The 26,024-nt window shown below is 74.7% G+C and carries 22 protein-coding genes; 7 read left to right on the top strand and 15 right to left on the bottom strand.

From position 1 onward, the window contains the following. The first annotated feature begins 16 nt into the window (after positions 1–16). The gene (locus tag COO58_RS26835) at positions 17–1,033 is read left to right on the top strand and encodes a GNAT family N-acetyltransferase (RefSeq protein WP_091569421.1); all 1,017 of its coding nucleotides are present in this window, start codon (positions 17–19) and stop codon (positions 1,031–1,033) included. Positions 1,034–1,128: 95 nt separating this feature from the next. After that, a complete protein-coding gene (locus tag COO58_RS26830) occupies positions 1,129–4,401 on the top strand; it encodes a lamin tail domain-containing protein (RefSeq protein WP_098747762.1) in 3,273 nt (1,090 codons plus the stop codon). A gap of 632 nt (positions 4,402–5,033) precedes the next feature. On the opposite strand, the gene hemB is transcribed toward COO58_RS26830, so the two are convergent. The 5 genes from hemB to COO58_RS26805 are packed head-to-tail and all read right to left on the bottom strand — an operon-like array spanning position 5,034 to position 10,714. Continuing rightward, positions 5,034–6,017 carry a porphobilinogen synthase gene (gene hemB, locus COO58_RS26825; protein ID WP_091569414.1) on the bottom strand — a complete coding sequence of 328 codons (984 nt, stop codon included), beginning with the start codon at positions 6,015–6,017 and terminating at the stop codon, positions 5,034–5,036. 14 nt (positions 6,018–6,031) lie between these two features. Further along, positions 6,032–7,612 (bottom strand): uroporphyrinogen-III synthase, encoded by a 1,581-nt coding sequence (locus tag COO58_RS26820; protein WP_098747760.1) that lies wholly within the window; start codon positions 7,610–7,612, stop codon positions 6,032–6,034. Then, positions 7,609–8,577, bottom strand: coding sequence for a hydroxymethylbilane synthase (hemC, locus tag COO58_RS26815; RefSeq protein WP_091569405.1), 969 nt, complete (start codon positions 8,575–8,577; stop codon positions 7,609–7,611). The genes COO58_RS26820 and hemC overlap by 4 nt, the downstream gene beginning before the upstream one ends. Next, positions 8,574–9,947 (bottom strand): glutamyl-tRNA reductase, encoded by a 1,374-nt coding sequence (locus COO58_RS26810; protein WP_098747759.1) that lies wholly within the window; start codon positions 9,945–9,947, stop codon positions 8,574–8,576. The genes hemC and COO58_RS26810 overlap by 4 nt, the downstream gene beginning before the upstream one ends. Next, positions 9,944–10,714, bottom strand: a complete 771-nt coding sequence (locus tag COO58_RS26805) for a redox-sensing transcriptional repressor Rex (RefSeq protein WP_091569396.1) — start codon at positions 10,712–10,714, stop codon at positions 9,944–9,946. Before COO58_RS26805 ends, COO58_RS26810 begins: the two co-directional genes overlap by 4 nt. Positions 10,715–11,103: 389 nt before the next feature. Here COO58_RS26805 and COO58_RS26800 point away from each other — a divergent pair, with 389 nt between their 5' ends. Both COO58_RS26800 and COO58_RS26795 read left to right on the top strand, forming a co-directional pair. Continuing rightward, positions 11,104–12,408, top strand: a complete 1,305-nt coding sequence (locus COO58_RS26800) for a sensor histidine kinase (RefSeq protein WP_098747757.1) — start codon at positions 11,104–11,106, stop codon at positions 12,406–12,408. Positions 12,409–12,488: 80 nt separating this feature from the next. Then, positions 12,489–13,145, top strand: coding sequence for a response regulator transcription factor (locus COO58_RS26795; RefSeq protein WP_091576916.1), 657 nt, complete (start codon positions 12,489–12,491; stop codon positions 13,143–13,145). 9 nt (positions 13,146–13,154) lie between these two features. Here the strand turns inward: COO58_RS26795 and COO58_RS26790 are convergent, their stop codons facing one another. Genes COO58_RS26790 through COO58_RS26780 form a run of 3 tightly spaced genes read right to left on the bottom strand, consistent with a single transcriptional unit; the run spans position 13,155 to position 15,692 of the window. Beyond that, positions 13,155–13,805, bottom strand: a complete 651-nt coding sequence (locus tag COO58_RS26790) for an HAD family hydrolase (protein ID WP_091569390.1) — start codon at positions 13,803–13,805, stop codon at positions 13,155–13,157. Positions 13,806–13,819: 14 nt separating this feature from the next. After that, the gene (locus COO58_RS26785) at positions 13,820–14,074 is read right to left on the bottom strand and encodes a glutaredoxin family protein (RefSeq protein ID WP_091569385.1); all 255 of its coding nucleotides are present in this window, start codon (positions 14,072–14,074) and stop codon (positions 13,820–13,822) included. Then, complete coding sequence (locus tag COO58_RS26780) at positions 14,064–15,692, bottom strand: AMP-binding protein (protein ID WP_176558985.1); 1,629 nt, start codon at positions 15,690–15,692, stop codon at positions 14,064–14,066. Before COO58_RS26780 ends, COO58_RS26785 begins: the two co-directional genes overlap by 11 nt. Before the next feature lie 560 nt (positions 15,693–16,252). Here COO58_RS26780 and COO58_RS26775 point away from each other — a divergent pair. From COO58_RS26775 to COO58_RS26765, 3 genes are all read left to right on the top strand, one after another. Then, positions 16,253–17,227: an ECF subfamily RNA polymerase sigma factor, BldN family gene (locus tag COO58_RS26775; protein WP_098747754.1), complete on the top strand. Its 975-nt coding sequence runs from the start codon at positions 16,253–16,255 to the stop codon at positions 17,225–17,227. A gap of 291 nt (positions 17,228–17,518) precedes the next feature. Continuing rightward, a complete protein-coding gene (locus tag COO58_RS26770; protein WP_091576914.1) occupies positions 17,519–18,379 on the top strand; it encodes a DUF5667 domain-containing protein in 861 nt (286 codons plus the stop codon). A gap of 111 nt (positions 18,380–18,490) precedes the next feature. After that, positions 18,491–19,366, top strand: coding sequence for an HAD family phosphatase (locus COO58_RS26765; RefSeq protein WP_098747752.1), 876 nt, complete (start codon positions 18,491–18,493; stop codon positions 19,364–19,366). A gap of 21 nt (positions 19,367–19,387) precedes the next feature. On the opposite strand, the gene COO58_RS26760 is transcribed toward COO58_RS26765, so the two are convergent. From COO58_RS26760 to COO58_RS26730, 7 genes are all read right to left on the bottom strand, one after another. Beyond that, positions 19,388–20,245 carry a lysophospholipid acyltransferase family protein gene (locus COO58_RS26760; RefSeq protein ID WP_091576911.1) on the bottom strand — a complete coding sequence of 286 codons (858 nt, stop codon included), beginning with the start codon at positions 20,243–20,245 and terminating at the stop codon, positions 19,388–19,390. A 389-nt stretch (positions 20,246–20,634) separates the two neighbouring features. Continuing rightward, on the bottom strand, positions 20,635–21,708 hold the full coding sequence (locus tag COO58_RS26755; protein ID WP_091569368.1) for an NAD-dependent epimerase/dehydratase family protein: 1,074 nt from the start codon (positions 21,706–21,708) through the stop codon (positions 20,635–20,637). A 120-nt stretch (positions 21,709–21,828) separates the two neighbouring features. Then, on the bottom strand, positions 21,829–21,930 hold the full coding sequence (locus tag COO58_RS26750; protein ID WP_007465623.1) for a 30S ribosomal protein bS22: 102 nt from the start codon (positions 21,928–21,930) through the stop codon (positions 21,829–21,831). Between the two features lie 220 nt (positions 21,931–22,150). Continuing rightward, the gene (locus COO58_RS26745; RefSeq protein ID WP_013288759.1) at positions 22,151–22,360 is read right to left on the bottom strand and encodes a helix-turn-helix domain-containing protein; all 210 of its coding nucleotides are present in this window, start codon (positions 22,358–22,360) and stop codon (positions 22,151–22,153) included. A 223-nt stretch (positions 22,361–22,583) separates the two neighbouring features. Then, complete coding sequence (locus COO58_RS26740) at positions 22,584–23,768, bottom strand: ABC transporter permease (RefSeq protein ID WP_091569365.1); 1,185 nt, start codon at positions 23,766–23,768, stop codon at positions 22,584–22,586. Beyond that, positions 23,765–24,622 (bottom strand): ABC transporter ATP-binding protein, encoded by an 858-nt coding sequence (locus COO58_RS26735; RefSeq protein WP_091569360.1) that lies wholly within the window; start codon positions 24,620–24,622, stop codon positions 23,765–23,767. The genes COO58_RS26740 and COO58_RS26735 overlap by 4 nt, the downstream gene beginning before the upstream one ends. After that, positions 24,619–26,016 (bottom strand): efflux RND transporter periplasmic adaptor subunit, encoded by a 1,398-nt coding sequence (locus COO58_RS26730; protein WP_098747750.1) that lies wholly within the window; start codon positions 26,014–26,016, stop codon positions 24,619–24,621. The genes COO58_RS26735 and COO58_RS26730 overlap by 4 nt, the downstream gene beginning before the upstream one ends. Positions 26,017–26,024 lie beyond the last annotated feature (8 nt).

The following is a 26,024-nucleotide window of genomic DNA, read 5'->3' as shown; positions in this document are numbered from 1 at the left end:
GCAAGCTAGACGGGTGATGGTGCGCGAGTGGGACCCTCGGACCGCGTCGTCCGCCGAGATCGCGTCGCTGCTGGACACGCTGAACGCGGTCCTGGCGGCTGATCTGCCGCAGGATCCGCCCTGGCGGGAGAGCTCCATGCGGGAATACCTGTCCGAGGTGATGCCCGGCGAACGACGGATCTCCTGGATCGCCCAGGACGACCCGGCCCCGGACGGCACCCCCGGTGACATCGTCGGGCACGTCCACGTGCTCCTGCTCGGCGGGATCGGTGTGCTGGAGGTGCTGGTGCACCCGGCGGTCCGGCGCACCGGGCTCGGCCGCGAGCTGGTGCGGGTGGCCGCCCGCCGGGTCTGGGACGAGGGCTTCCAGTCGATCGGCGTCGAGGTGGTGGGCGACACCCCGGCCGTCGCGTTCTACGAGGCGCTGGGCTTCACCCGGGAATACGTGGAGACCCGCAGCGTGCTCGACCTGAGCACGGTGGACTGGCCGGCGCTCGCGGAGATGGCCACCGAGGTCGGCGCGGGCTACCACGTCGAGTTCTGGCCGGGCGGCCCGCCGGACACGCTGATCGAGGCGTACGCGCGGGCGAAGGCCGAGGTGCGCGACGTGGACGACGGCGAGCTGCGGCCCAGCTCCTACGATCCCGAGCGGCTGCGGGACAGCCTCGACACGCTGCACCGGCGGGGCATGAAGCCGTACATCGTGCTGGCGTTGCACGAGCAGACCGGCGAGGTGGCCGGCCTGACCGAGGTGGTGGTGCCGGCACAGCACCCCACCCGCGCCGACCAGTACGACACCATCGTGGTCCGGGACCACCGGGGCTACGGCATCGACCGGGCCATCAAGGCCCGGATGCTGCTGGAGTTGCGCTCGGCCGAGCCCGAGGTGGCCGAGGTGCAGACCTGGAACGCGCAGGCCAACGAGTCGATGCTCAAGGTCAACGCCGAGTTGGGCTACCGCACCGACCGCGACTGGTGTGAATACGGTGTGGACGTCGCCGAGCTGGTGCACCGGCTGGACAGTCACCGCTGACACCTGTTCACCAAACGGCTGCCCGGGGGATGGACGTCGGACGGCCACGCCCCTTAACGTGCGTTAGTTCCCCGCCCACCCATCGTGGAGGCTCCATGCGCCCGCGCCGCACAATCGCCGCGCTCGCGACCACCGCCGCCGTCACCGTCACGGCCATCGGTGTCGCGCCCCCCGCGGCCAGCGCCGCGCCCACCGACCTGTTCATCTCCGAATACGTCGAGGGGTCGTCCAACAACAAGGCCGTCGAGCTGTACAACGGCACCGGCGCCCCGGTCGACCTGGCCGCCGCCGGCTACCAGCTCCAGTTCCACTTCAACGGCGCGACCACCTCCACCAACGTGGCGCTGACCGGCACCGTCGCCGCCGGGGACGTGTTCGTCTTCGCCGCCGCGTCGGCCGGGCCGGCGATCCTCGCCCAGGCCGACCAGACGTACGCCGGCTCGCTGTTCAACGGCGACGACGCGATCGTGCTGCGCCGGGGCGAGACCGTCGTCGACTCCCTCGGCCAGGTCGGCGTCGACCCGGGCACCGAGTGGGGCGGCGGGCTCACCAGCACGGCCGACAACACGCTGCGCCGGCTGCCCTCGGTGACCGCCGGCGACACCGACCCGTCGGACCCGTTCGACCCGGCCGCCCAGTGGGCCGGGTTCGCCACCGACACGTTCGACGGGCTGGGCAGCCACAGCGTCGACGGCGGCGGCCCGGTCGACCAGCCGCCGACGCTGACCTGTGGCGGCGCGCTGACGCTGGAGGCGGGCGCCACGGCCACCCGGGCGGTGACCGCGACCGACGCCGACGACACGGTCACCGACCTCGCGGTCACCTCGGTCGCGCCGGCGCCCGCGAGCGGCTCGATCAGCCGTACCGCGTTCACCCCGGCGACGGCGGCCGGCGGCACCGCCACCGCGACGCTGACCGCGACGGGCCTGCCGGCCGGCAGCTACGCGGTCACCGTGACCTCGACGGACGCCGAGGGCGGCACCGCCACCTGCACGCTCACCGTGCAGGCCACCAGCGTGCTGTCGGTGGGCGAGGTGCAGGGCCGCACCGCCGACGACGAGAGCGGCCGCACCGACCGGTCGCCGCTCGCGCCGGCCAGCGGCAACGGCACCAGCACCCTGCTGTACGACGTCCGGGGCGTGATCACCGGCAAGTCGCTGACCCACACGTCGGCCGGGGCCGACCAGTGGGGCTTCTACCTGCAGAGCCGGCTCGGCAGCGAGGACGGCGACCCGCTCACCTCGGACGGTCTGTTCGTCTTCATGGGCTCGTTCACCACGCTGATCGGCGGCTACGCCCCGACCGTCGGGGACGAGGTCGTGCTGCGCGGGCGGGTCTCGGAATACTTCAACCAGACCCAGCTCTCCGGTGCCTCGCTGGTGCGCAAGCTCGACTCCGGGCTCGACGTGGACACCGCGGTCCGGGTGGCCGACGCGGTCCCGCCGGCCGAGGCGGACGCCGCCGACCTGTTCTGGGAGCGGCACGAGGGCGAGCGGATGCGGGTCCGGGCCGGCAGCGGTGTCTCCGCGCCCCGGCACATCTACTCCTCCACCGCCGACTCCGAGATCTACGTGCTGGACCGGGAGGACCCGGTGATGAAGCGGTCCGACCCGTACGCCCGCCGGGTGTTCCGGGACGCGCACCCGCTGGACGACATCCCGGGCACGCTCTTCGACAACGGCAACAATCAGCGGATCCTGCTGGGTGCCGGTGGCGTGAAGGCGACCGCCGGCGACTCGACCGCGCTGCTGCCCGAGGCGCGCACGTTCGACACGCTCACCGAGGACGCCTACGGCTCCGTCTCGTACGCGTTCAGCAAGTACAGCGTGCAGCCCGAGCAGCTCACCCTGACCGGCGGCGCGGACCCGGCGGAGAACAACCCGCCGCGCCCGGCGGACCGGCCCAGCGAGGTCGCGGTCGCCACCTACAACGTGGAGAACCTGTACGACTACCGGGACGACCCGTTCGACGGCTGCGACTTCGCCGGCAACAGCGGCTGCCCCGGCGTCAGCCCGCCGTTCGACTACGTGCCGGCCAGCCCGGAGGCCTACACCGCCAAGCTGGGCGTGCAGGCGCGGCAGATCGTCACCTCGCTGCACAGCCCGGACCTGATCCTCGTGCAGGAGGCCGAGGACCAGGACATCTGCTCGGTGGTCGACGGCAACCTCACCTGCGGGGACACCAACAACGCCGACGGCGCGCCGGACACGGTGCAGGAGTTGGCGTTGGCCGTGGCGGCGAACGGCGGTCCCGCCTACGCCGCCGCGTACGACCGCACCGGCGCGGACGCCCGGGGCATCGCCTCGGCGTTCCTCTACCGCACCGACCGGCTGACGTTGGCCCAGGCCACCGCCGCCGACCCGCTGCTGGGCTCCGCCCCGACGGTCACGTACCGCTCGGCCGCGCTGCCGTCGAACGCGGACGTGCAGAACCCGAAGGCGTTCAACGCGGTGCTTCCCGAGGATGTGGACCGGTCCACCGGGGTGGACGGCGGCAACGTCTACACCCGCGCGGCGCAGCTGGCCCGCTTCACGGTCCGGGCGGCGCCCGGCTCGACCGAGAACTTCACGCTCTGGGCGGTGGCCAACCACTTCTCGTCCGGCCCGGACAGCCGGGTCGGGCAGCGCCGGGAGCAGGCCGCGTACGGCGCGGCGATGGTGCGGGCGGTCGAGGCGTCCGACCCGTCCGCCCGGGTGGTCTACGGCGGCGACCTGAACGTCTTCCCCCGCCCCGACGACCCGATCGCGACCGGGCAGAACCCCACCCCGTCGGACCAGCTCGCCCCGCTCTACCAGGCCGGCCTGCACAACCTCTGGGACGATCTGGTGGCGGACGCGCCGGCGGCGGCCTACTCGTACACCTTCAGCGGGCAGGCCCAGACGCTGGACAGCATGTTCGTCAACGACCCGATGCACGACGACCTGGTGCAGGTGCGGACGGCGCACATCAACGCCGACTACCCCACCGACGCCGGGCAGCTGGGTGACCGGGGTGCCAGCGACCACGACCCGACGGTGGCCCGGTTCCGCTCCCGCGCCGCGCTGCGGGTGGCCGACGCCTCCGTCACCGAGGGCGACAAGGGCACCCGCACGATGACGTTCACCGTCACCGTGTCCCGCCCGCTCTCCGAGCCCGCCCTGCTCTGTGCCGCCACCTACGGCACGACCGCGCAGACCGGGACGGACTACGACCCGTACGTGGGTTGCCGGGTGCTGCCCGCGGGTCGGACGTCGCTGGACTTCCCGGTCACCGTGCGCGGTGACCGCAAGCGCGAGGCGGACGAGCGGCTCACGCTCTACGTGGCCGGCGTGCCGGGGCTCCGGCTGGCCGACCCGTCCGGCGTCGGGACGATCCTGAACGACGACTGAGCGCCACCCCTCACGGCGGCCCGTCGTCCGGCTCATGGCCGGATCGGCGGGCCGCCGCGGTTCCGGCGGAGTCGGCCACCCACGGAGTCGTCCGGATCATTACCGGCGCGTCCTCGGCCGGTGAGCGAAGTTGCCAGGAGGTGCCGCCGGAGGCAGGCAGGAATGCCACCCACCGGCCGAGTCGGCCAATCCCCGCCGCGCAGGAGTTGGTTGATCCCCGAGGCACGCCTTTCGAGCTGAGTCGTTCGTGATATCGCACGGCCACCTCCGGCCTGGCCGAGCCACCTCCGTCCCCATGATCGACGCCACTTCGCCGAGATGGCACCGTCCGGCCCGCCCGGACATCGCCACTTCGCCGAGGTAGCGCCCTGTCTGGTGGCCGACCCGGCGGCGGTAGCCGGCCCCGGTCAGGTAGCGCGTGCACTGAGTCGTTTCTGATATCAGCTCGAAAGGCGTCGAGAAGAGGTCCGGTCCGGCCGAGCGGGGCCGGCGGGCGGAGCGATCAGCCGACGGGTGGGTCACAGGTCGCAGAGGCGGCAACCGGAGCGGATGCCGTCGAGCGCGACGTGCAGCTCGGCGATCCGCCGCTCCGCCTCGCCGGCGCTGGTTCGTCGGACACGCCGGCCGTACGGTCAGTAGCGCTCGCGGAGCAGCTGGGCCGCCTCGACCGCCCAGTAGGTGAGGATGATCTGCGCGCCGGCCCGGCGGATCGAGGTGAGCGTCTCCAGCATGACCCGCTCCCGGTCGATCCAGCCGTTCGCGGCGGCGGCCTCGACCATCGCGTACTCGCCGGAGACCTGGTAGGCGGCGACCGGGACGTCCACCGCGGCCCGGACCGCCGACACCACGTCGAGGTAGGGCAGGGCCGGCTTGACCATCACCATGTCGGCACCCTCGGCGACGTCCAGCGCGACCTCACGCAGCGACTCCCGCAGGTTCGCCGGGTCCTGCTGGTAGCCACGCCGGTCGCCCTCCAGCGCCGACTCCACCGCGTCCCGGAACGGGCCGAAGAAGGCGGAGGCGTACTTGACCGCGTACGCGAGCACCGCGACGTCCTGGTGCCCGGCGGCGTCCAGGGCCCTGCGGACCACGCCGACCTGGCCGTCCATCATCCCGGACGGCCCGACCACGTGGACCCCGGCGTCGGCCTGGGCGACCGCCATCTCCGCGTACGCGGCGAGCGTGGCGTCGTTGTCCACGCCGCCGTCGGGGGTGAGCAGGCCGCAGTGCCCGTGCGAGGTGAACTCGTCCAGGCACAGGTCGCTCATCACCACTGTGGCGTCGCCGACCTCGGAGATCACGTCCCGGATGGCCACGTTGAGGATGCCGTCCGGGTCGAGGCCGCCGGAGCCGGTCTCGTCCCGCGTCGACGGCACCCCGAACAGCATGATCCCGCCGACCCCGGCCTGGACCGCCTCGACGGCCGCCTTGCGCAGCGAGTCCCGGGAGTGCTGGAGCACCCCCGGGAGCGACGCGACGGCCCTCGGCTCGGTCAGCCCCTCCTTGACGAACATCGGCACGACCAGTTCGGCCGGGTCGACGCGGGTCTCGGAGACCAGCCGCCGCACGGCCGCGTTGCGACGCAGCCGGCGGGGCCGGATCTCGGGGTACGGCATGGGGATGCCTCCTGTCAGCGGAACCTCAGGGCGGTCGGGCCCTGCACCTTCGAGCCGCGGCGCTGCTTCGCCGGCATGGCGGCGAGCTTCTCGCGCAGCTCGACGGCGTAGGCGGCGAGCGCCTCCACCAGGTCGGGGACCGAGGCGTGCGGCGGCTGGACGTCGACCCGCAGGCCGAACTCCGTCGCGGTCTCCGCCGTCTTGGGCCCGATCACGGCAACAACGGTACGCGCGTGCGGCTTCCCGGCGATGCCGACCAGGTTCCGCACCGTGGAGGACGAGGTGAAGAGCACCGCGTCGAACCCACCCGACTTGATCGCGTCGCGGATCTCGGCCGGCGGCGGCGCCGCCCGCACGGTCCGGTACGCGGTCACGTCGTCGACCTCCCAGCCGCGCTCGGTGAGGCCGGCCGCGAGGGTCTCGGTGGCGATGTCGGCGCGCGGGAGCAGCACCCGGCCGACCGGGTCGAGGATCTCGTCGTGCGGCGAGAACTCGGCCAGCAGGCCCTCGGAGGACTGCTCCCCGGCGGGGACCAGCTCCGGCTGGATGCCGAACGCGCGGACCGCGTCGGCGGTCGCCTCACCGATGCAGGCGATCTTGACGCCGCCGAAGTGCCGGGCGTCCAGGCCGTGCTCGCCGAACTTCTCCCAGACCGCCCGCACCGCGTTCACCGAGGTGAAGATCACCCAGGCGTAGCGGCCGTCGACCAGGCCCTTGACCGCCCGCTCCATCTGGGCCGGGGTGCGCGGCGGCTCGACCGCGATGGTCGGCACCTCGCACGGGATCGCCCCGTACGCGCGCAGCCGCGCGCTCATCGCGCCGGCCTGCTCCTTGGTGCGGGGCACCAGCACCTTCCAGCCGTACAGCGGCCGGTTCTCCCACCAGCTCAGCTTGTCGCGGTCGGTGACGCCCGCGCCGACGGTGAGCACCACCCGGCCGGTGAAGCCGAGCGCCGCCGCGACGAAGGAGTCGACGCTCGACGTGGTGGTGTACTGGGTCTCGCCGGTGCCGTCCCCGGTCACGCCGACCGCGGTGGTGCCGTCGATGCCGGCCGCCAGCAGCCCGTCCCGGACGGCGGCGAGGTCACCGGCGTCCACGGCGAGCGCCAGCGAGCCCCGGCCCACGGCCGCGGCGAGCGCGTCGAAGTCCAGCGTGGTGACGTCCTCGACGTCGGCGGCGGTGCGTACGCCCGGCAGCGGGACGCCCGCGTAGGTGGCGACGCCCTCGGCCTGGCCGACGCCCGGCACCACCTCGAAGTGCGCGGCGGTGCGCGCCACCGCCTGCACCTCCTTGACCACCGAGTCGTGGCCGAACGGGTCACCGGCCACCAGGTGCACGGCGTTCTGCCCGGACCGGGCCGCGGAGATCAGCACCTTCGCCACGTCCCCGGGCACGCCCTCGGCGGGGCTGAACTCGGCGTCGGACCTGGCCTGGGCGCGGACGTGGGTCAGCAGCGACTCGGGGACTCCCCGGTCGTACACCACGTGGTCGGCCTCGACCAGGGCGTCGAGCGCCCGGCGGGTCAGCAGGCCCGGGTCGCCGGGGCCGGCCCCGACGAAAGCGATCCGGCCTACGGGCTTACGGGTGCGGGTCATTCTGTGCTCCCAAGTTGCTGGGTCCCCGGGCCGGTGTGTCCTTCTTGGCCGAGGATCGAGTCGGCGCCGAGTTCGAGGAGTTCGGCGGCGAGTGCCTTGCCGATCTCCGCCGCGTCGGCGGGCGTTCCGGTGCGGGACAGTCGGAGGTCACGGGTACCGTCCGGGCTGATCACCGCACCGCGCAGGTAGATCTCCTCACCGGTCTCACCCTCGGCGAGTTCGCCGTAGGCGGCCACCGGTGCGCTGCACCCGGCCTCCAGGGTGGCCAGCAGCGCCCGCTCCGCGGTGATCGCGGCGCGGGACGGCGCGTGGTCGAGCAGCGCGAGCAGCTCGACCAGGTCCTGGTCGTCGGCCCGGCACTCCACCGCCAGCGCGCCCTGGGCGGGCGCGGGCAGCATCAGCATCGGGTCGAGCGTCTCGGTGATGACGTCGGCGCGCCCGATCCGGGTGAGCCCGGCCCGGGCCAGCACGACGGCGTCGAGGTCGGCGTCCGGGCCGAGCACCCGGCCGAGCCGGGTGTCGATGTTGCCCCGGATCGGGGTGACCTCGAACTGCATGCCCAGCGCGTGCAACTGGGCGATCCGGCGCAGCGCGCCGGTGCCGATCCGCGCGCCGGGCGGCAGCTCGGCGAGCGTACGGCCGTCCGTGGCGACGAGCGCGTCGCGCGGGTCCTGCCGCGGCGGCACCGCAGCGATGTGCAGGCCGGGCGCCGCCGCGGTGGGCAGGTCCTTGTACGAGTGGACCGCGAAGTCGATCTCCCGGGCGGTCAGCGCGTCGCGCAGCGCGGAGACGAAGACGCCGACACCGAGCCGGTGCACCGGGGCGGAGGAGCGGTCGCCGGCGGTCACCACCTCGACCAGCTCGACCGGGCGGCCGGTGGCCGCGGTGAGGGCCTCGGCCACGTGGCCGGACTGGGCCATCGCCAGGGTGCTGCCCCGGGTGCCGAGGCGCAGGGGGGCGGTCATCGCGCACCTCCGGTGGGCGGAACGTCGGCCGCGTCGAACGACGAGCGGCCGTCGAGGTCGGTGGCGACCACGTCGGGGACGGTGTCGACCGGGGACGTCTGCGGAACTTCCAGGTCGAACAGCTCGCGCAGCAGGGCCGCGTACTGGTCGCCGCCGGGCTCGGCGGCGAGCTGGCGGACCCGTACGGTCGGCTGGTGCAGCAGCCGCTGCACGACCCGGTGCACGGTGCGGGCCACCTCGGCGCGCTGGTCGTCGCTGAGGTCGGGGCGGCGCTGGCCGAGCCGGCGCAGCTCGGTGGTGACCACGTCGTCGGCCCGGCCGCGCAGGGCGGCCACGGTCGGGGCCACGTCGGCGCCGCGCAGCCAGCTCAGGAACGCCTCGACCTCGCCGGTGACGATCCGGGTCACCTCGGCGGCGTCGGCGGCGGCCGGCCCGTCGGCGAGGATCGCCGCCATCCGGTCGATGTCGATCACCTCGACGCCGGGCAGCTCGGCGACGCCGGCCTCGACGTCACGCGGGACGGCCAGGTCGAGCAGGACCAGCGGGCCCCGGTCGGCGTCCCGGCGGGACAGCGCCCGGGTCACCACGTCCCGGGTGAGCACCGGCTCGGTGGCGGCGGTGGCGGCGACCACGACGTCCACCGTGGCGAGCGCCTCGACCAGCTCGGCCATCGGCACGGCGGTCGCGCCGTACGACTCGGCGAGCCGGACCGCGCGGGCGGCGCCGCGGTTGGTGACGGTGAGCGGGCCGGCGCCCTGCCGGGAGAGGGTGGCCACGCCCAGCGAGCCCATCGCCCCGGCGCCGACCACCATGGCGGGTCGCCCGGTCAGGTCGCCGTCGAGCAGGTCGGCGGCGAGGTCGAGGGCGGCGGTGACCACGCTCTGCCCGGCCCGGTCGATGTTGGTCTCGGCGTGCGCGCGCTTGCCGACCCGCAGCGCCTGCTGCATCAGCTCGTGCAGCAGGCGGCCGGCGGTGTCCGCGCCGGTGGCCGAGTGGTAGGCGTCACGGAGCTGGCCGAGGATCTGCGCCTCGCCGACCACCATCGAGTCCAGCCCGGCGGCGACCCGGAACACGTGGTCCACGGCGGCGGCGTCGTAGTGCACGTAGAGGTGGGGGGCGAGCGCCGCCGGCGGGCAACCGGCCTGCTCGGCCAGGACCGCGCAGATGTCGCCGAGGCCGCCGTGGAAGCCGGAGACGGCGGCGTAGACCTCGACCCGGTTGCAGGTGGAGACCAGGGCGGCCTCGGCCACGTACGGCTGGGCGACCAGCCGGTCCAGCGTGCGGGTGAGGTCCGCGGGCGGGACGGCCAGCTGTTCCAGGGTGGCGACCGGGGCGGTGCGGTAGGACGCGCCGACGACGAGCAGTTTCACGTGCCGATCGCCTCCTGGGTGTCGGTGGCCGCGAGCCCGCCCGGCAGGGCGGCCAGGCCGGGCCCGCCGGTGGCGGGCAGCGCGGTCAGCGACGCCTTGCGGTGCTCGTGAAAGGACAGGATCTGCAGCTCGATCGCGAGGTCGACCTTGCGCACGTCGACCCCGTCCGGGACCGAGAGTACGCACGGCGCGAAGTTGAGGATGCTCGTCACGCCGACGGCGACCAGCTCGTCGGCGACGGCCTGGGCGGCCGGCGCCGGAGTGGCGATGACGCCGATCGAGATCGACTCCTCGGCCACGACCCGGGACAGCTCGTCGACGTGCCGGACGACCAGGCCGTTGATCTGCTCGCCGACCCGGGAGGCGTCGGCGTCGAGGAGCGCGGCGATGCGGAAGCCGCGGTTGGCGAAGCCGTCGTAGCCGGCCAGGGCGTGACCGAGATTACCCACGCCGACCAGCGCCACCGCGCGGCACTGGGTGAGCCCGAGGACGGACTCGATCTGGTCGATCAGCAGCGCCACGTCGTAGCCGACGCCGCGGGTGCCGTAGGAGCCGAGGTGGGACAGGTCCTTGCGGAGCTTGGCGGAGTTGACGCCGGCGGCGCTGGCCAGGCCCTCGCTGGACACCGTCTCGTGGCCGGCGTCGGCGAGCGCGTGCAGCGCGCGCAGGTATTCCGGGAGCCGGGACACGGTCGCCTCGGGCAGGTCCGGAAGCGCCGGTACGGCACCGGTGCGACCGGGCGCGCCTGGTTGACGGTGCTGGCTCATGAGACTCCGTGCGGTGCGATCCTCGACCAGCGACGGGGGCCGGTCGTTTCGGGACTCCCGCTGGCGACCGAGATTGCCGGCTGTGCTAGCAGGGCGCGTCGGAACTACAGAGTAGGCGCTTGTGAAGAGGTGCACAAATCGCGATCTTGCTGACTCGCGACGCGCCTTCACCTGCTCCTCCATTCCCACAAGATCGATCAATCGCGCTGCATGGGCGGCGCGTGGCGATTATTGCTCAATACAGACTTCTCTGACCAATCGCACGCGCCCGGTAGCGCTCCGTGACCGGCGTGGCGAGGCGCGGCTCACGTCCGGGTAGGGAGAACCCCACCCCGGAAAGGGCGGCGCACGGGATGGGTCGGCCGGCTCCGCGCCCATAGCCTCGGACCATGACCGCCGCACCGTTGGCCACCGCGCCCGCCCCCTCGTCGCCCGTCCGGGGCCTGTTCCACCGGCTCGCGCGCGACTCCGGCTACGTGCTCTTCAGCCTCCCGCTGGCGCTGGTCGGCTTCGTGCTCGCCGTGGCGGGGATCTCACTCAGCGCCGGCCTGCTGGTCACCACGCTGGGCCTGCCCGTCCTCGCCGGCGTGCTCTACGCGGCGCGCGGGCTGGCCGACCTGGAACGGCTCCGGCTCCCCGGCGTGCTCGGCCGGCCCCGGGTCCGGCCGGCCTACGTGACGCCCCCGCGCGGCGCCCGGTTCTGGCGTCGGGTGTTCACCCCGATGCGGGACCCGCAGTCCTGGCTCGACCTGCTGCACGCGTTCCTGCGGCTGGTGGTGACCCTGCCCACGTTCGTGGTGCTGGTGGTGTGGTGGGCGCTGGCGCTGACCGGCTCGCTCTACGGCGCGTACGACTGGGCCATCCCGCGCGGGCCCGGCGACCAGGACCTCAGCCAGCTCCTCGGAATGGGGGACGGCGCCGACGCGCGGATCGCCCTGAACACCGCGATCGGCCTGTTCGCGCTGTTCACCCTTCCGCTCGTGGCCCGGGCCTGCGCCCGGATCCAGGGCGGCCTGGCGTACTCGCTGCTCGCCGGCGTGGCCGAGATGCGCCAGCGGATCGTCACGCTGGAGGAGCAGAAGCGGGCCGCCGCCTCGGCCGAGGCGTCCGCGCTGCGCCGGCTGGAGCGCGACATCCACGACGGGCCGCAGCAGCGCCTGGTCCGGCTCGCCATGGACCTGGGCCGGGCCCGCCACCAACTGGCCGCCGACCCCGAGGCGGCCCGCCGCACCCTGGACGAGGCGGTCGCCCAGACCCGGGAGACGCTCGACGAGCTGCGCGCCCTCTCCCGGGGCATCGCGCCGCCGATCCTGGTCGACCGGGGGCTGCCCAGCGCGCTCGCCGCGCTCGCCGCCCGGGCGCTGGTGCCGACCGAACTGCTGGTCGACGACGACCTGGGCGCCGCCGCCGGCCGGCTGGACCCCGGGCTGGAGAGCGCCGCCTACTTCGTGGTGGCCGAGGCGTTGACCAACGTCGCCAAGCACAGCCGGGCCGACGCGTGCCGGGTGGAGGTGGCCCGGGAGGTGGGCCGGCTGGAGATCACCGTCACCGACGACGGGATCGGCGGCGCCCACCTGGCCAAGGGCCACGGGCTCAGCGGCATCGCCGACCGGGTCCGGGCGGCCGGCGGCTCGCTGGAGGTGGCCAGCCCGAACGGCGGGCCGACGCGGGTCCACGCGGAGCTGCCGCGGTGACGTCCGCCGGGCCGGTGGACGGCGCTGCCGAGCGGCCGGAGGCCACGCCGTGGGACCCGGACGTGATAGACACCGGACCCATGCGGGTGGTGATCGCGGACGACGCCGTACTGCTCCGGGAGGGGCTCATCCGGCTGCTGACCGAGTGCGGACACGAGGTGGTGGCCGCCGTCGGCGACGGGGACGCCCTGGTCGAGGCGGTGGTCACGCACCGTCCGGACATCTCGGTGGTGGACGTGCGGATGCCGCCGTCGCACACCGACGAGGGGCTGCGCGCGGCCGTGGAGGCCCGCCGCCGGGTGCCGGGCACGCCGATCCTGGTGCTCTCCCAGTACGTCGAGGTGTCGTACGCCGACGACCTGCTGGACACCGCGGGCGGCGCCGGCGGCGGGATCGGCTACCTGCTCAAGGACCGGGTGGCCGCGATCGACGAGTTCCTGGACGCGCTGGCCCGGGTGGCGACCGGCGGCACGGTGCTCGACCCGGAGGTGATCAGCCAGCTCCTGGTGCGGCGGCGGCGCGACGACCCGCTGGCCGCGCTGACCCCGCGCGAGCGGGAGGTGCTGGCGCTGATGGCCGAGGGGCGCTCGAACACCGCGATCGCCCGCGTCCTGGTGGTCAGCGACGGCGCGGTCGAGAAGCACGTACGCAACATCTTCACCAAGCTCGACCTGCCGCCGGACGCCACCACCCACCACCGGCGGGTGCTGGCCGTCCTGACCCACCTGCGGGCCTGACCTCCCTGCTCAGGGGAGGGTGCGGGCCCGGTTGACCGCCTCGGTGAGGGTGTCGGCGGTGGGGTGGCCGCTGGCCCGCAGCACCGCCGGGTCGGAGAGGCCACCGGTGTAGAGGACCGCGGCGCCGCCGACCGAGACGGCCGCGTCGGCGTCGTCCAGCGAGTCGCCGATCAGCACCACCTCGTGACCGGCCAGCCCCAGCTCGGCCAGGTGCTTCTCCAGCCACTCCGCCTTCGGGCCGCCGCCGACCGCCGCGCGCAGCCCGTCCACCCGGTCGAAGTGCGGGGTCAGCCCGTACGTGTGCACGGTCGGCACCAGCTCGTCGTGGAACCACATGGACAGCAGCGACTGGCTGCCCGGCCAGGCGGCGATCGCGGCGGTGGCGTCGGCGGCCAGCGCGCAGCTGGTCAGCCCCGCCCGGTACGCGTCGTGGAAGATCCGGTCGAGCGCGCCGAACGCCTCGGCGTCCACCGCCCGGCCGAGCATCTCGGCGTAGTAGTCGACGATCGGCCGGCGGAACCGGACCCGGTGCTCCCGCGCGCTGACCGCCGGGCCCCCGGCGCTGGCGAACGCCACGTTGGTGGCGCGCACCACCAGGTCGAGGTCGTCGAGGAGCGTGCCGTTCCAGTCCCACACCAGGTGGCGTCGTGTTCCCGTCACCCGAGCACGATAGATCAGAGCTGCGGGGTGGTCAGGTCCCGCAGGAGCCGGTCCTCCTCGACCCGCCAGTAGCCGTGCTCCTTGCCGTCGAGCAGCACCACCGGGAGCCGGTCGCCGTAGTCGCGTTCCAGCTCGACGTCGCCGGTCACGTCCTTCTCCACCCACCGGTCGCCGGTGACGGCCACCACCCGGTCCAGCGCCGCCTTCGCGTCGTCACAGAGGTGGCAGCCCGGCCGGGTGATCAGGATGAGCCTCGCGTCACTGGACATCGGGTACCTCCGTGCGGGTCTCGGGCGGTCGCGCCGGTGCCGGCACCGTGGGCGCCGGGCGCAGCTCGGTCTTGCGCACCTTCCCGATCGCCGAGTACGGCAGGCTGTCGACGAACTCGACGGCGGTCGGGCACTTGAACCGGGCCAGGTTACGCGCGCAGTGGGCGAGCAGCTCCTCGGCCGCGACGGCCGGGCCGGCCGCCCGCACCACGTACGCCCGGACAGTCTCGCCGGTCCGTGGGTGCGGCACCCCCAGGACGGCCGACTCGGCCACCCCGGGGTGCGCCTGGAGCACCAGCTCGACCTCGTGCGGGTAGACGTTGAAGCCGTTGACCAGGATCAGCTCGCCGAGCCGGTCGACCAGGAACAGGTCGCCGTCGCCGTCGGCGTAGGCCACGTCGCCGGTGGCCCACCAGCCGTCCGGGTCCGGTCCGCCCCGCCCGTCCGGCCAGTAGCCGGCGAACAGGTTCGCGCCGCGCACCACGATCTGCCCGGGGTCGGTGCCGGTCGGGTCGTCGGTGAGGTCCATCCCGTCGTCGTCGGCCTCGGCCGCGGGCACCCCGTCGCGCCACAGCTCGGTGCCGTCGGAGCCGACCAGGCGCAGCTCGACGCCGGGCAGCGGCCGGCCGATCGAGCCGGGCTTCGGCTCGCCGCCGACCAGCGTCGAGGTGAGCACCGGGGCGGTCTCGGTGAGGCCGTAGCCGACGTGCACCGGGTGCCCGGTCAGCTCGGTGAAGCGCGCGCCGACCGCCGGCGGCAGCGGCGCCGCGCCGCACACCGCGACGCGCACCGAGGCCAGCGCCTCGGCCGCGTCACCCGGCGCGTCGGCCCAGGTCAGGAACATCGACGGTACGCCGACCAGCACGCTGACCCGGTGCCGGGCGATCTCGTCCCGCGCGCCGTCCGGGCCGGGTTCGTCGACCAGCACCCCGGTCGCGCCGTGGTGCACCACGGCCCCGAGCCCGGAGTTCAGCCCGTACGCGTGGAACAGCGGCAGGGCGAGCAGCACGGTGTCGTCGGGCCCCACCACGGGCGGCTCGATCCGGTCGACCTGGGCGTGGTTGGCGGCCAGCGCCCGGTGCGACAGCATCGCGCCCTTGGGTCGCCCCTCGGTGCCCGAGGTGTAGAGCAGGACGGCGAGGTCGTCGCCGCCGCGGCGCGGGAACGGCGTGGCGGCGTCGTGGTCGCCGACCGGCGGGGCGGTGTGCACCGCGCGCAGCGCGGGCAGCTCGGCGGCGTCCACCCGGGCGGTCACCTCGGCGGCGCCGACCAGCACGGCGGCGCCGGAGTCGACGAGCACGTGCCGTAGCTCGCGCGCGGTCAGCGTGGGGTTGACCGGCACGGCGACCAGGCCGGCGCGGAGCACGGCCAGGTAGGTGACCACGAAGTCGGGCGTGTTGCCGAACGCGACCGCGACCCGGGGCGGGTGCGACTCCCCGGTGGGTGGGGCCGTGCCGGCGCGCAGCGCGTGGGCGGTGGCGGTGACCGCGCGGTCCAGCTCGGACCAGGTCACCGTCCGGTCGCGCCAGTGCAGCGCGACCCGGTCGCCCCGGTCGGTGGCGGCCCGGCGGAGCCGGTCGGCGAGGTTCGGCGCGGAGCTGTCGGCGGCGTCCTGCACGGTGGCTGAGTCTGGCACAGCCGGGACCGCCGGGCCATGCCCGGACGCTCGCCCGGGTCCGTTGCACGGGACCGCACATGCGGCCTGGCGGGAATCCCATGTGCGGGATGAGGATCTCCACCGGTGCGGCGCGGGCAGCCGGAAGCGACCCGTCCGAGCCGCTCCCGCGACACGCCGAGTGAAAAGAAAATCGGCTCCGACCAGGACTTTCCACTCCGGACCAGCTCCCGGCGCGAAAGTCAACCACACACGACGGACAACCGGTCCGCCAGGAGTGCGACCCGGCGGGAAATACTTCCGCTCTGTGTAACGGACTTGCCACGCGTGGGTGACGTTGGCCCTATCATCACTCGGGTCGGCTCACCCCATTTGCCGTGAGTCGACACCCCTCAGCCCGAGGAGGCCCCCGTGCCCGTGAGCGCATTGGACCAGCACCTCAAGGGGATCTGCCGCCCGCCGGCACGTCCCGGACCGACCGCGCCCGACCGGGGCGTACCCGGTCCCGCGGCGCCCCCGTGGCGTCCCGCGCGGTCGCTGTCCACCCGGACCGGGGAGGCGCGGTGACCACCTTCGGTTACGCGGACCGGCCCGCCGGGGTGACCGGCCCCACCCAGCGGAACCCGCTCAACGAGCGCGCCGAGCCCGCCACGCGCGGCGCCGACGGCCTGCTCGCGGTGCGGAGCGAGGCGCGGCGGGTCCGCAGCCGCGCCCACCACGCCAACGAGGCGCCGCCGAGACCCGCGCTGCCCGGCGGCAACGCCAAGCCGGCCGCCGGCCGGCTGAACGCGCCGGCCCGACCCGCCATGCCGCCGGCCCAGGCCCGGCGCGGCGAGGCGGCCACCACCGGCGAACCGTCCGCCGCCGAGACCGCCGTGCTGCCCGCGGTGGCCGCCGGTGACACCGCGGTGCTGCCCGCGGTCCCGGCCGCCACGACGGCCACCGGCTTCCCGAGCCGCCCCGACCCGTCCGACCCGGCCACCGAGGTCTGGACGCTCGTCGAACGGGCCCAGGCCGGCGAGTCCGAGGCGTTCGGCCTGATCTACGACCGGTACGTCGACACCGTCTTCCGGTTCGTCTACTTCCGGGTCGGCAACCGCCAGCTCGCCGAGGACCTCACCTCCGACACGTTCCTGCGGGCGCTCAAGCGGATCGGCAGCTTCACCTGGCAGGGCCGCGACCTGGGCGCCTGGCTGGTCACCATCGCCCGCAACCTGGTCGCCGACCACTTCAAGTCCGGGCGCTACCGGCTGGAGGTGACCACCGGTGACGTCCTCGACGCCGACCGGGAGGACCGCGGGCCGGAGGGCAGCCCGGAGGCGGCGGTGGTCGAGCACATCACCAACGTCGCCCTGCTCACCGCCGTCAAGCAGCTCAACCCGGAGCAGCAGGAGTGCATCGTGCTGCGGTTCCTCCAGGGCTTCTCGGTGGCCGAGACGGCCCGCGCCATGGGCAAGAACGAGGGGGCCATCAAGGCCCTGCAGTACCGGGCGGTCCGGGCGCTGGCCCGGCTGCTGCCCGACGGTTTCCAGGGCTGACCCGCTCCGAGCCCGTCCACCCCACCGGCGCAGGCGCCGGGCGGTGTCGCGTGCCCGACCGGTCCCCCGGCAGCGATCACACCCGGTGATTTCGCCCCCGATCGGGCCGTAACCGGCGACCCGCGCGAACCGTTTCTCCGGGTGCGACCAGTGGTTGTCCCGGCGTCCCCCGGGCCACCCGGTCCGGCGGGTCAGGTCGGCCGTCCGGTCGGCCCTCGGCCGCACGCTGCCACCGGTCGCTGGTGACGACGACGGCCGTCCGGCCGTGACCAGCGAGAGGGGGTGCCCGCGGTGGACAGCGACCTCTTCTCCCGTCGGCGAGCCGAGCGCTTCGCGCAACTTCTCGACGAGGCCAACGGCGGACGCCGGCACCACGTCCGGTCCCGGGCCGACGGTGAACTCACCGCGCTCGTCGAGGTGAGCCGGCGGGTCACCGCCGAACGGCCCACCGTGGAGGTGGATCCCGAGTTCCGCACCGGCCTGCGCGCGATGCTGGTGGCCACCGCCGAGCGCGAGGGCGTGACGGCTCCGGCCCGAGCGGGCGCGGCCGGCGGCCTGCGCGGCGCGCTGCTGCCGGCGATCACCGGCCGCCGGGCCCGGGCCCGGGGCGCGATCCTGGTCGGCGTGGCCGCCGGCGCGGTCGCCCTCTCCGGCATCTCCGCGGCCAGCGAGAACGCGCTGCCCGGCGACGCCCTGTACGGCATGAAGCGCTCCACCGAGCGCGCCCAGCTCGCGCTGGCCAGCTCGGACATCAGCCGGGGGCAGCTCTTCCTCGACTTCGCCCGGACCCGGCTCGACGAGGCCGCCTCGGTGCGCGACGACCGGCTCGGCTTCAGCGCCGTCCTGGACGACATGGACACCGACACCCGCCAGGGCGTACGCCTGCTCACCACGGTCGCCGCGCAGCGGTCCGACCCGACCGCGCTGGACGCGGTGGACACCTTCCTCGCCGGCCAGCGCCGGGTGGTCAGCGGCCTGCTGGACCGACCCGACCACGCCGACCGGGACCGCACCCGCCGTTCGCTCGCCCTGCTCGACGCGGCCGGCAAGCGCGCCGACGCGCTGCGCGAGGCCATCGCCTGCGGGTTGCCCGCGCCGGCGGCCAGCGACGCGCTCGGACCGGCCCCGGCCGCCTGCCCCGGCGACCGCTGAGCGCGGACGCCGACCACGCCACACTTCTCCCGACGGACACCCGACCGTCACGACGTGCCGGATACGCTCGACGCGGAGCGCGTACGTGGTCGTCGAGGCAGGGAGGTCGCCGTGACCGGGACCGGCAAGGTGACGGTCAGCACCGACGCCCACGGGCACACCGCCGGCTGGTCGGAGACCCCGGCGGCGCCCGCGACCACGGTCACCCCCGATCCGACGGCCGCCGCCTTCTTCGACGTCGACAACACGATGATGCGGGGCGCCTCGATCTACTGGTTCGCCCGCGGGCTGGCCGCCCGCAACTACTTCACCGCCGGCGACCTGGCCCGGTTCGCCTGGCAGCAGGCCCGGTTCCGGCTGCTCGCCACCGAGCACGCCGGCGACATGACCCAGGCCAAGGAGGCGGCTCTCGCCTTCGTGCAGGGCTGGCGGGTCGACGACGTGGAACGCCTCACCGAGGAGATCTTCGACGAGCTGATGGCGCCGCGCATCTGGGCCGGCACGCACCGGCTGGCCCAGCGGCACCTCGACGCCGGTGAGCGGGTCTGGCTGGTCAGCGCCGCCCCGGTGGAGATCGGCCGGGTCATCGCCGCCCGGCTCGGCCTGACCGGTGCGATCGGCACGGTGGCCGAGGTGGTCGACGGCGCGTACACCGGCCGCCTGGTCGGCGACCTGATGCACGGCCCGGCGAAGGCGGAGGCGGTCGCCCAGCTGGCCGCCGTCGAAGGGCTCGATCTGGCCCGCTGTGCCGCCTACAGCGACTCGTCGAACGACCTGCCGATGCTCTCGGCCGTGGGCCGCGCGGTGGCGGTCAACCCGGACGCCGCGCTGCTGCGCCAGGCCCGTGAACGGGGCTGGGACGTCCGCGACTTCCGCACCGGCCGCCGGGCCGCACGCATCGCCGTGCCGTCGACCGCCGCCGCCGGGCTGCTCGCCGGCGCGGTCAGCGCCGGGCTGGCGCTGCACCGCCGCCGCCAGCGCGCCTGACGCGGCGGGCCCGACCCCCGGTCAGGGGCCGAACGGGTCGGGGCGGCGTTCGAGCAGCTTGTGCAGCGTCTGCTGGATGGTCTCCCGCACCTGGTCGGCGAGGTTGAACACGACCAGCGGGTCGTCCGCCGAGTCGCGCAGGTGCGCGGTCGGGATCGGCGGGCAGAACTCGATCAGCCACTTGCTCGGCAGCGGCACCATGCCCAGCGGCCCCAGCCAGGGGAAGGTCGGTGTCACCGGGAAGTAGGGCAACTTGAGCAGCCGGGCGAGCGGCTTGATGTCGGCGAGCATCGGATAGATCTCCTCGCCGCCGACGATCGCGACCGGCACGATCGGCGTGCCGGTGCGCAGCGCGGCGGAGACGAAGCCGCCCCGGCCGAACCGCTGGAGCTTGTAGCGGTCGGCGTAGAGCTTGCCGACCCCCTTGAAGCCCTCCGGGAACACGCCGACCAGCTCGCCGTTGCCGAGCAGCCGTTCCGCGTCCGGGTTGCAGGCCACCGTGCCGCCGGTCTTGCGGGCGAGCTCGGAGACCACCGGCATCCGGAAGACCAGGTCGGCGCCGAGCAGCCGCAGGTAGCGGCGCTGCGGGTGCCGGTCGTGCAGCGCGGCGGAGAGCACCAGCGCGTCCAGCGCCACGGTGCCGGAGTGGTTGCCGACCACCAGGCCGGCGCCGTCGGCCGGCACGTGCTCCACGCCGCCGACCTCGGTGCGGAACCAGTCCCGGTAGAGCAGCCGGACCAGCGGATGGAAGACCGCGTCGGTGAGGTCGGGGTCGAAGCCGAACTCGTCCACCTCGTAGTCGCCGGAGAGCCGGCGACGCAGGAACGCGAGCCCCTGGGCGACCCTGCGGTCCCAGTGGTCCCCCGGCCGGTCGGCCACGGCCGGGCCGGAGGGCGTCGCCGGCCGGGCCGCCCCGGTTCCGGGGCCGGCCGTACCGGCGTCGGTCCCGTCCGCCACCGCCTTCCGGTCGACGGCCTTCTTCGCCACCGCCTTCTTGGCCACGGCCTTCTTCGCCACCGCCTTCCGGGCCGGTGGCCGGGCGGCGGGGACGCCCGGATCGTCGGTGGGACGGGCGGCCTCCGCGCCGGGCACGGCCGCGGCGCCGGCGGGCTCGTCGGTGGAGGTGTCCGGCTCGTCGGCCGACGCGGCCGGGCGGGCGGCCGGCGCGGTGACCCGGCGGTGCCCGTTGCGCCGCGCCGGCTCCGCACCCGGCTCGGGCACGGTCAGCGGTACGTCGTAGCGCGCGTCACGCCGCTCCTCCGGGCTGCTCACGAACGCTCCTGGACGGTCGAGCGGACCTGCCGGATGCTCTCCAGCACCAGCTGCTCCGCGGCGGCGAGCTGGTCCCGGGTCACCACCACGCCGCCGTGGTGGGCGCGGATGAAGTCCTCGAAGGCGGCGGCGGTGGAACGGGGGGTGAAGCCGTACTCGCGCTCCAGCCGGCTGGTGTCGACCACCCGGCCGTGCACGAAGAGGTCGACCTGGTCCAGGCCGTAGCGCCCGAAACCCATGGTGCGGGCGACCGCGGCCACCCCGGCCAGGCCCGGCTCCAGCACCGGCAGCGCCACCCGACCGGCCCGGCGGATCGCCTGGGACAGCGACAGCACGCCCGGCCCGGCGACGTTGTAGGTCCCCGGGTGCTCCTCGGCGACCGACCGGTGCAGCACCTCCAGGGCGTCGTCGAAGTGGACGAACTGCAGGCGCGGGTCGCGGCCGAAGACGGTGGGCACCACCGGCTGGGAGAAGTAGCGGGTGAGCGTGGTGTCGGCCGCGTACCCGATGAACGGGGCGAAGCGCAGCACGGTGGCGGTGACGTCGGGCCGGCGGCGGCGGAACCCCCGCACGTATCCCTCGATGTCGAGGATGTCGCGGCCGAAACCGCCGCGCGGCACCTCGCGCGGCTCGGTCTCCTCGGTGAAGACGGCCGGGTCGCGGAACGACACCCCGTACGCGGCGGTCGACGAGCGGACCACGAGCTTGCGCAGCCGGGGCGCCCGCTGACAGGCGGCGAGCAGCTGCATCGTGCCGATGACGTTCTGCTCCTTCATCCCCGTCCGGCCGCCGAGCTGCGGATCGGGGGCGGAGACCAACGCCAGGTGCACCACGGCGTCGACGTCGAGGTCGGCCAGGAGACCGCCGAGCGAGTCGAGGTCGATGCGGACCCGCTCGACGTCCGAGAGCAGGTCGGTCAGCTCGGGGTTGGGCGGAGCCGGGTCGACGCCGATGACGCGCTCGATGCGCGGGTCGGCGGCGAGCCGGGCGGCGACGTTCGCGCCGAGGTAGCGGCCGACCCCGGTGACGACGACGACCCCCGGAGCACCGGAGGTGCCACCGGGGGTCATGTCGTGCGCCTTGCGCGGCAGGCGGGATCGAGCCGGGACGTCCGCGGCCTGATCACCTGAGCCTCCGAGGGTCGACAGTTGGCAAGTGGTGCCGGGTGCCGGGCCAGAGCCCGGCCCCGGTCACTTGCCGAGACGGCGACGCTGGACGCGGGTCTTGCGCAGCAGCTTGCGGTGCTTCTTCTTAGCCATGCGCTTGCGGCGCTTCTTGACCACCGAGCCCATACGACAGCCTTTCGATGCAACGTGCGGGGCGGACCGGGAGGCGCCACCGTCGGTGGCACCGTGCCCGCTTGCGGACAACGGACCGGACCAGCGAGGTGGGCAGGGCACACCAGGGTGCGGTCACGGTCGTGGTCCAGGGTAGCCGGAGTGCGTCAGCAGGACCAACGCGCCCCCGTCGATGCCCCTTTTCGTCGCACTCGGCGGACCGGCCGCCGAGGGGTCAGGCGGACTCCTGGAACGCGCCCCGGAGGTATTCGTGCACGGCGTGCTCGGGCACCCGGAACGACCGGCCGACGCGCACCGCGGTCAGCTCACCGCTGTGCACGAGACGGTAGACCGTCATCTTGGAGACCCGCATGACCGTCGCCACCTCGGCGACGGTCAGGAACCTGACATCCGACAGCCGTGCGTCGGACTGCGACCCGGCCATGGCTCACCGACCCATTCCCGTGCCCGGCGCGTGTCACCGGGCAGGTGCTCCCGCCTCGACGAGCGACGCGCGTGTAACCAGTACGGTAGCGGGACGGCTGTGACCAGCGCGATCCCTTCTCTCGTTTGATCATGGCGGGACGGCCGTTCACCCGGTGTCCACCAGGGCTTTTTCGCCCGGACGGGTGGCTCGTCCCGTTCCCGTTCGTGGGACCGGTGGCTGGCTACTCGGCGCGCAGCGCCACCACCGGGTCGAGCCGGCCGGCCCGCTGCGCCGGCACCACGCCGAACACGATGCCCACCGCCGCCGAGACGCCGAAGGCGAGCGCCAGCGACCACCAGGTGATCGCCGCCGGGATCGGCGAGAACGCGTCGACCAGCAGCGCGGTGCCGACGCCGAGCGCCATCCCGGTCAGGCCGCCGATCGAGGTGAGCAGCACCGCCTCCAGCAGGAACTGCACGCCGATGTCCCGGGGGCGCGCGCCGACCGCCTTGCGCAGGCCGATCTCGCGGGTGCGTTCGCGTACCGAGACCAGCATGATGTTCGAGACGCCGACGCCGCCGACCAGCAGCGAGATGCCGGCGATGGCGGCCAGGACGCCGGTGAGCACACCCAGGATGTCGCCGAGCACACCCAGGATCTGCTGCTGGGTGACGGCGCTGAACTCGGTGTCCGGGTGCCGACGGGACAGCTCCGCCACGATCCGCTCGCCGAGCTGGTCGATCCGCTCCCGGTCCGGCGCCTTGACCGCGATTCCGTCGATCCGCTGGGTGCCCCACAGCCGCTGCGCGGCGGTCACCGGTACGTGCACCTCGTCGTCCCGGTCCACGCCGAGGCTCTGCCCCAGCGGCGCGAAGACGCCGATCACCCGGAACCGCACGCCGGCGAGGGTGACCTGCTGGCCGAGCGGGTCCCGCTCGGGGAAGAGCGACCGGGCCACCGACGAGCCGAGCACCGCCACCCGACGGCTGGTGTCGACGTCGGCGCCGGTCAGGTAGCGACCCCGGGACAGCGACCGGGTGAACACCGACGGGGTGGTCTCCAGCACGCCCTGCACGGTGGTGAAGTCCGACCGGTTGCCGGCGCGGGCGGTCGCGCCGGAGGCGACCGTCACGGCCACCCGGCCGGGGTCGCCGACCACCCGGGAGACGGCGTCGACGTCCTTGAGGTCCAACGGCGACACCACCGGGGCGGTGCCCACCTCGATCTTTCCGGGCACCACCAGGAGCAGGTTCGAGCCGAGCCCTTCGACCTGCTGCTCCACCTGCTGCTTGGTGCCGGTGCCGATGGCCACCAGGATCACCACCGAGGCGACCCCGATGATCACGCCGAGCATGGTCAGCAGGCTGCGCATCCGGTTGGCCCGCAGCGCGTCCAGCGCCACCCGCCAGGCCTCGGCCACCCTCATCCGGCACCCCCGGCGCCCGCGCGCGGAAGGCGCCCGGTGGCTCCGGTGGCGCCACCGGAGCCACCGGGCGGGTGCCCCGGGCCGCTTCCGGACGCGGACCGGGGCTCCGCGCTGGGAGCGGGGTCCAGTGTCGCAGGTGCGCCGGAACCGCCCGACCCCGGTCGATCATGACGGGTGTCGGAGCGGATCAGCCCGTCCCGGACGGCGATCCGGCGGCGCGCCCGGGCGGCCACCTCCTGGTCGTGCGTGACCATCACCAGGGCCACCCCGGACTCGGCGTTCAACCGCTCCAGCAGCTCCAGCACCGCCTCGCCGGTGGCGCTGTCCAGGTTGCCGGTGGGCTCGTCGGCGAGCAGCACCGCCGGCTCGGTGACCAACGCCCGGGCGATCGCCACCCGCTGCTGCTCGCCGCCGGAGAGCTGGTTGGGCCGGTGGTGCAACCGGTGGGAGAGCCCGACCCGGCCGAGCATCGCCGCCGCCCGTTCCCGGCGCTGCCGCGCGCCGACGCCCCGGTAGACCAGCGGCAGCGCCACGTTGTCCACCGCGGACGTCCGGGCCAGCAGGTGGAACGCCTGGAAGACGAAGCCGATGGTCTCGTTGCGCAGCGTCGCCAGCTCCGGGGCGGTCAGCGTGGCCACGTCCCGACCCCCGATCACCAGCCGGCCCCCGGTGGGCCGGTCCAGCCCGCCGAGCAGGTGCATCAGCGTGGACTTGCCGGAACCGGACGGGCCGATCACCGCCACGTACTCGCCCTGGTCGATGGTGAGCGAGACGCCGCGCAGCGCGGACACCGACACCCCGTCCAGCTCGTACGTGCGCGAGACGTCGACCGCCTCGACCGCGGCGACGGTCACGGGAGTTCCTGGCCGTCGCGGACCTGGTCGGCGCCGCGCACCACCACCCGGTCGCCGGCCCGCACCCCGTCCACGATCTGCACCAGGTCCTGACCCTGCACGCCGACCGTCACCGGGACCCGGTCCGCGCGTCCGTCGCGCAGCACCCAGACCGCGTCCCGCCCGTCCGCGGAGAACACCGCCGAGGCCGGTACGGCCACCGCGTCGGCGGCCTCCCGCACCCGGAGCCGGACCACCGCGTTCATCCCGGGGCGGGGCGCGGGCGCGGCCTCCGCCTCACCGAGCCGACCGGCCCCCAGGTCGAGCCGGACCCGGTAGGTGACCCCGCCCCGGGCCGAGCTGGTGGGCAACACGTCGACGGACCGCACCGTGGCCTCGTAGGTCGCGCCGGTCACCGCGTCCAACTCGACCGAGGCGGGCACCCCGGCCCGGACCAGCAGCACGTCGGTCTCGTCGACCTCGGCGAGCAGGCCCAGCCGCCCGGTGTCCACCACCGTGAGCACCGGGGTGCCGGCGGTGACCCGGCCACCGGCCGGCACCGCGTCGTCGACCCCGGCCGGCGGGCCGCCCTGACCGGCCCCGCCCAGCGCCGACGGGTCCAGACCGGGCACCGCCCCGCCCCCGGCCGCGCCGAGCAGCCCGGCGAGGTCGCTCGGTGCGGCCGTCCGGGTGCCACCCGGCTGCACCACACCGCCGATCGGGGCGCGCAGCGTCAACGCGTCGACGGTCGCCTTCGCCAGGTCGTACGCCTGCTGGGCCTGGAGGCGCTGCGCGGCCGACAGCGCGCCGACGGCGCTGTTCAGGCCCGCCACGCCGCGCTGCACGGCGGTGACCGCGCGGTCGGCGGCGCGGGCGGCCGACTCGTACTGCTGCTGCGCCGACCGGACCTGGAGCAGCAGCGCGGCGCGCAACTGCGGGTCGCCGACCTTGCCCGCGGCGGCGCGGGCGGCGGCGAACGCCTCGTCCGCGGCCTTGTCGGTGCCGCGCCGGCTACCGCCCAGGTCGCCGACGCCGACGCCCCGGCCGGCGCGCTTCGCCGCGCGCAACGCCTCCCGCGCCTGCGCCAGCCGGTCCCGGGCGGCCGGCGAGTCGATCACCGCGAGCACCTGCCCGCGGGACACCCGCTGTCCTGGTTGGACCCGCAGGCTCGCCAGCGTGCCGTCGGCGGGGGCGGTGAGGGTGGCCGCGGCCCGGGCGGTCACCGTGGCCGGCGCGTCGATCACCTCGCTCACCGGCGCGCGGCCGACCGGGGCGACGGCGACGGCGGAGGTGTCGTCACCGCAGGAGGCGGCGGTGGTGCCGGTCAGGGCGACGACGGCGAGCAGGGCGGTGACGAGACGGGGGCGGCGGGCCGCGGGCAGCCGCGGCGAGGGAGTGCGGGCCACCCGGCCCATGCTACGAC

The organism is Micromonospora sp. WMMA1996 (assembly GCF_002573675.1).
Taxonomy (GTDB): Bacteria; Actinomycetota; Actinomycetes; order Mycobacteriales; family Micromonosporaceae; genus Micromonospora; species Micromonospora sediminicola.
The sequence above is the reverse complement of the archived record's forward strand: the minus strand, read 5'-3'. Positions and strand labels throughout refer to the sequence as shown.

Coding starts and splice junctions, on each gene's coding strand:
- hemC (WP_091569405.1), bottom strand. CDS start 8,577: ATGACCGCCCCCCTGCGCCTCGGCACCCGGGGCAGCACCCTGGCGATG.
- COO58_RS26820 (WP_098747760.1), bottom strand. CDS start 7,612: ATGACCCGCACCCGTAAGCCCGTAGGCCGGATCGCTTTCGTCGGGGCC.
- hemB (WP_091569414.1), bottom strand. CDS start 6,017: ATGCCGTACCCCGAGATCCGGCCCCGCCGGCTGCGTCGCAACGCGGCC.
- COO58_RS26795 (WP_091576916.1), top strand. CDS start 12,489: ATGCGGGTGGTGATCGCGGACGACGCCGTACTGCTCCGGGAGGGGCTC.
- COO58_RS26730 (WP_098747750.1), bottom strand. CDS start 26,016: ATGGGCCGGGTGGCCCGCACTCCCTCGCCGCGGCTGCCCGCGGCCCGC.
- COO58_RS26805 (WP_091569396.1), bottom strand. CDS start 10,714: ATGAGCCAGCACCGTCAACCAGGCGCGCCCGGTCGCACCGGTGCCGTA.
- COO58_RS26750 (WP_007465623.1), bottom strand. CDS start 21,930: ATGGGCTCGGTGGTCAAGAAGCGCCGCAAGCGCATGGCTAAGAAGAAG.
- COO58_RS26755 (WP_091569368.1), bottom strand. CDS start 21,708: ATGACCCCCGGTGGCACCTCCGGTGCTCCGGGGGTCGTCGTCGTCACC.
- COO58_RS26835 (WP_091569421.1), top strand. CDS start 17: ATGGTGCGCGAGTGGGACCCTCGGACCGCGTCGTCCGCCGAGATCGCG.
- COO58_RS26800 (WP_098747757.1), top strand. CDS start 11,104: ATGACCGCCGCACCGTTGGCCACCGCGCCCGCCCCCTCGTCGCCCGTC.
- COO58_RS26745 (WP_013288759.1), bottom strand. CDS start 22,360: ATGGCCGGGTCGCAGTCCGACGCACGGCTGTCGGATGTCAGGTTCCTG.
- COO58_RS26740 (WP_091569365.1), bottom strand. CDS start 23,768: ATGAGGGTGGCCGAGGCCTGGCGGGTGGCGCTGGACGCGCTGCGGGCC.
- COO58_RS26785 (WP_091569385.1), bottom strand. CDS start 14,074: ATGTCCAGTGACGCGAGGCTCATCCTGATCACCCGGCCGGGCTGCCAC.
- COO58_RS26830 (WP_098747762.1), top strand. CDS start 1,129: ATGCGCCCGCGCCGCACAATCGCCGCGCTCGCGACCACCGCCGCCGTC.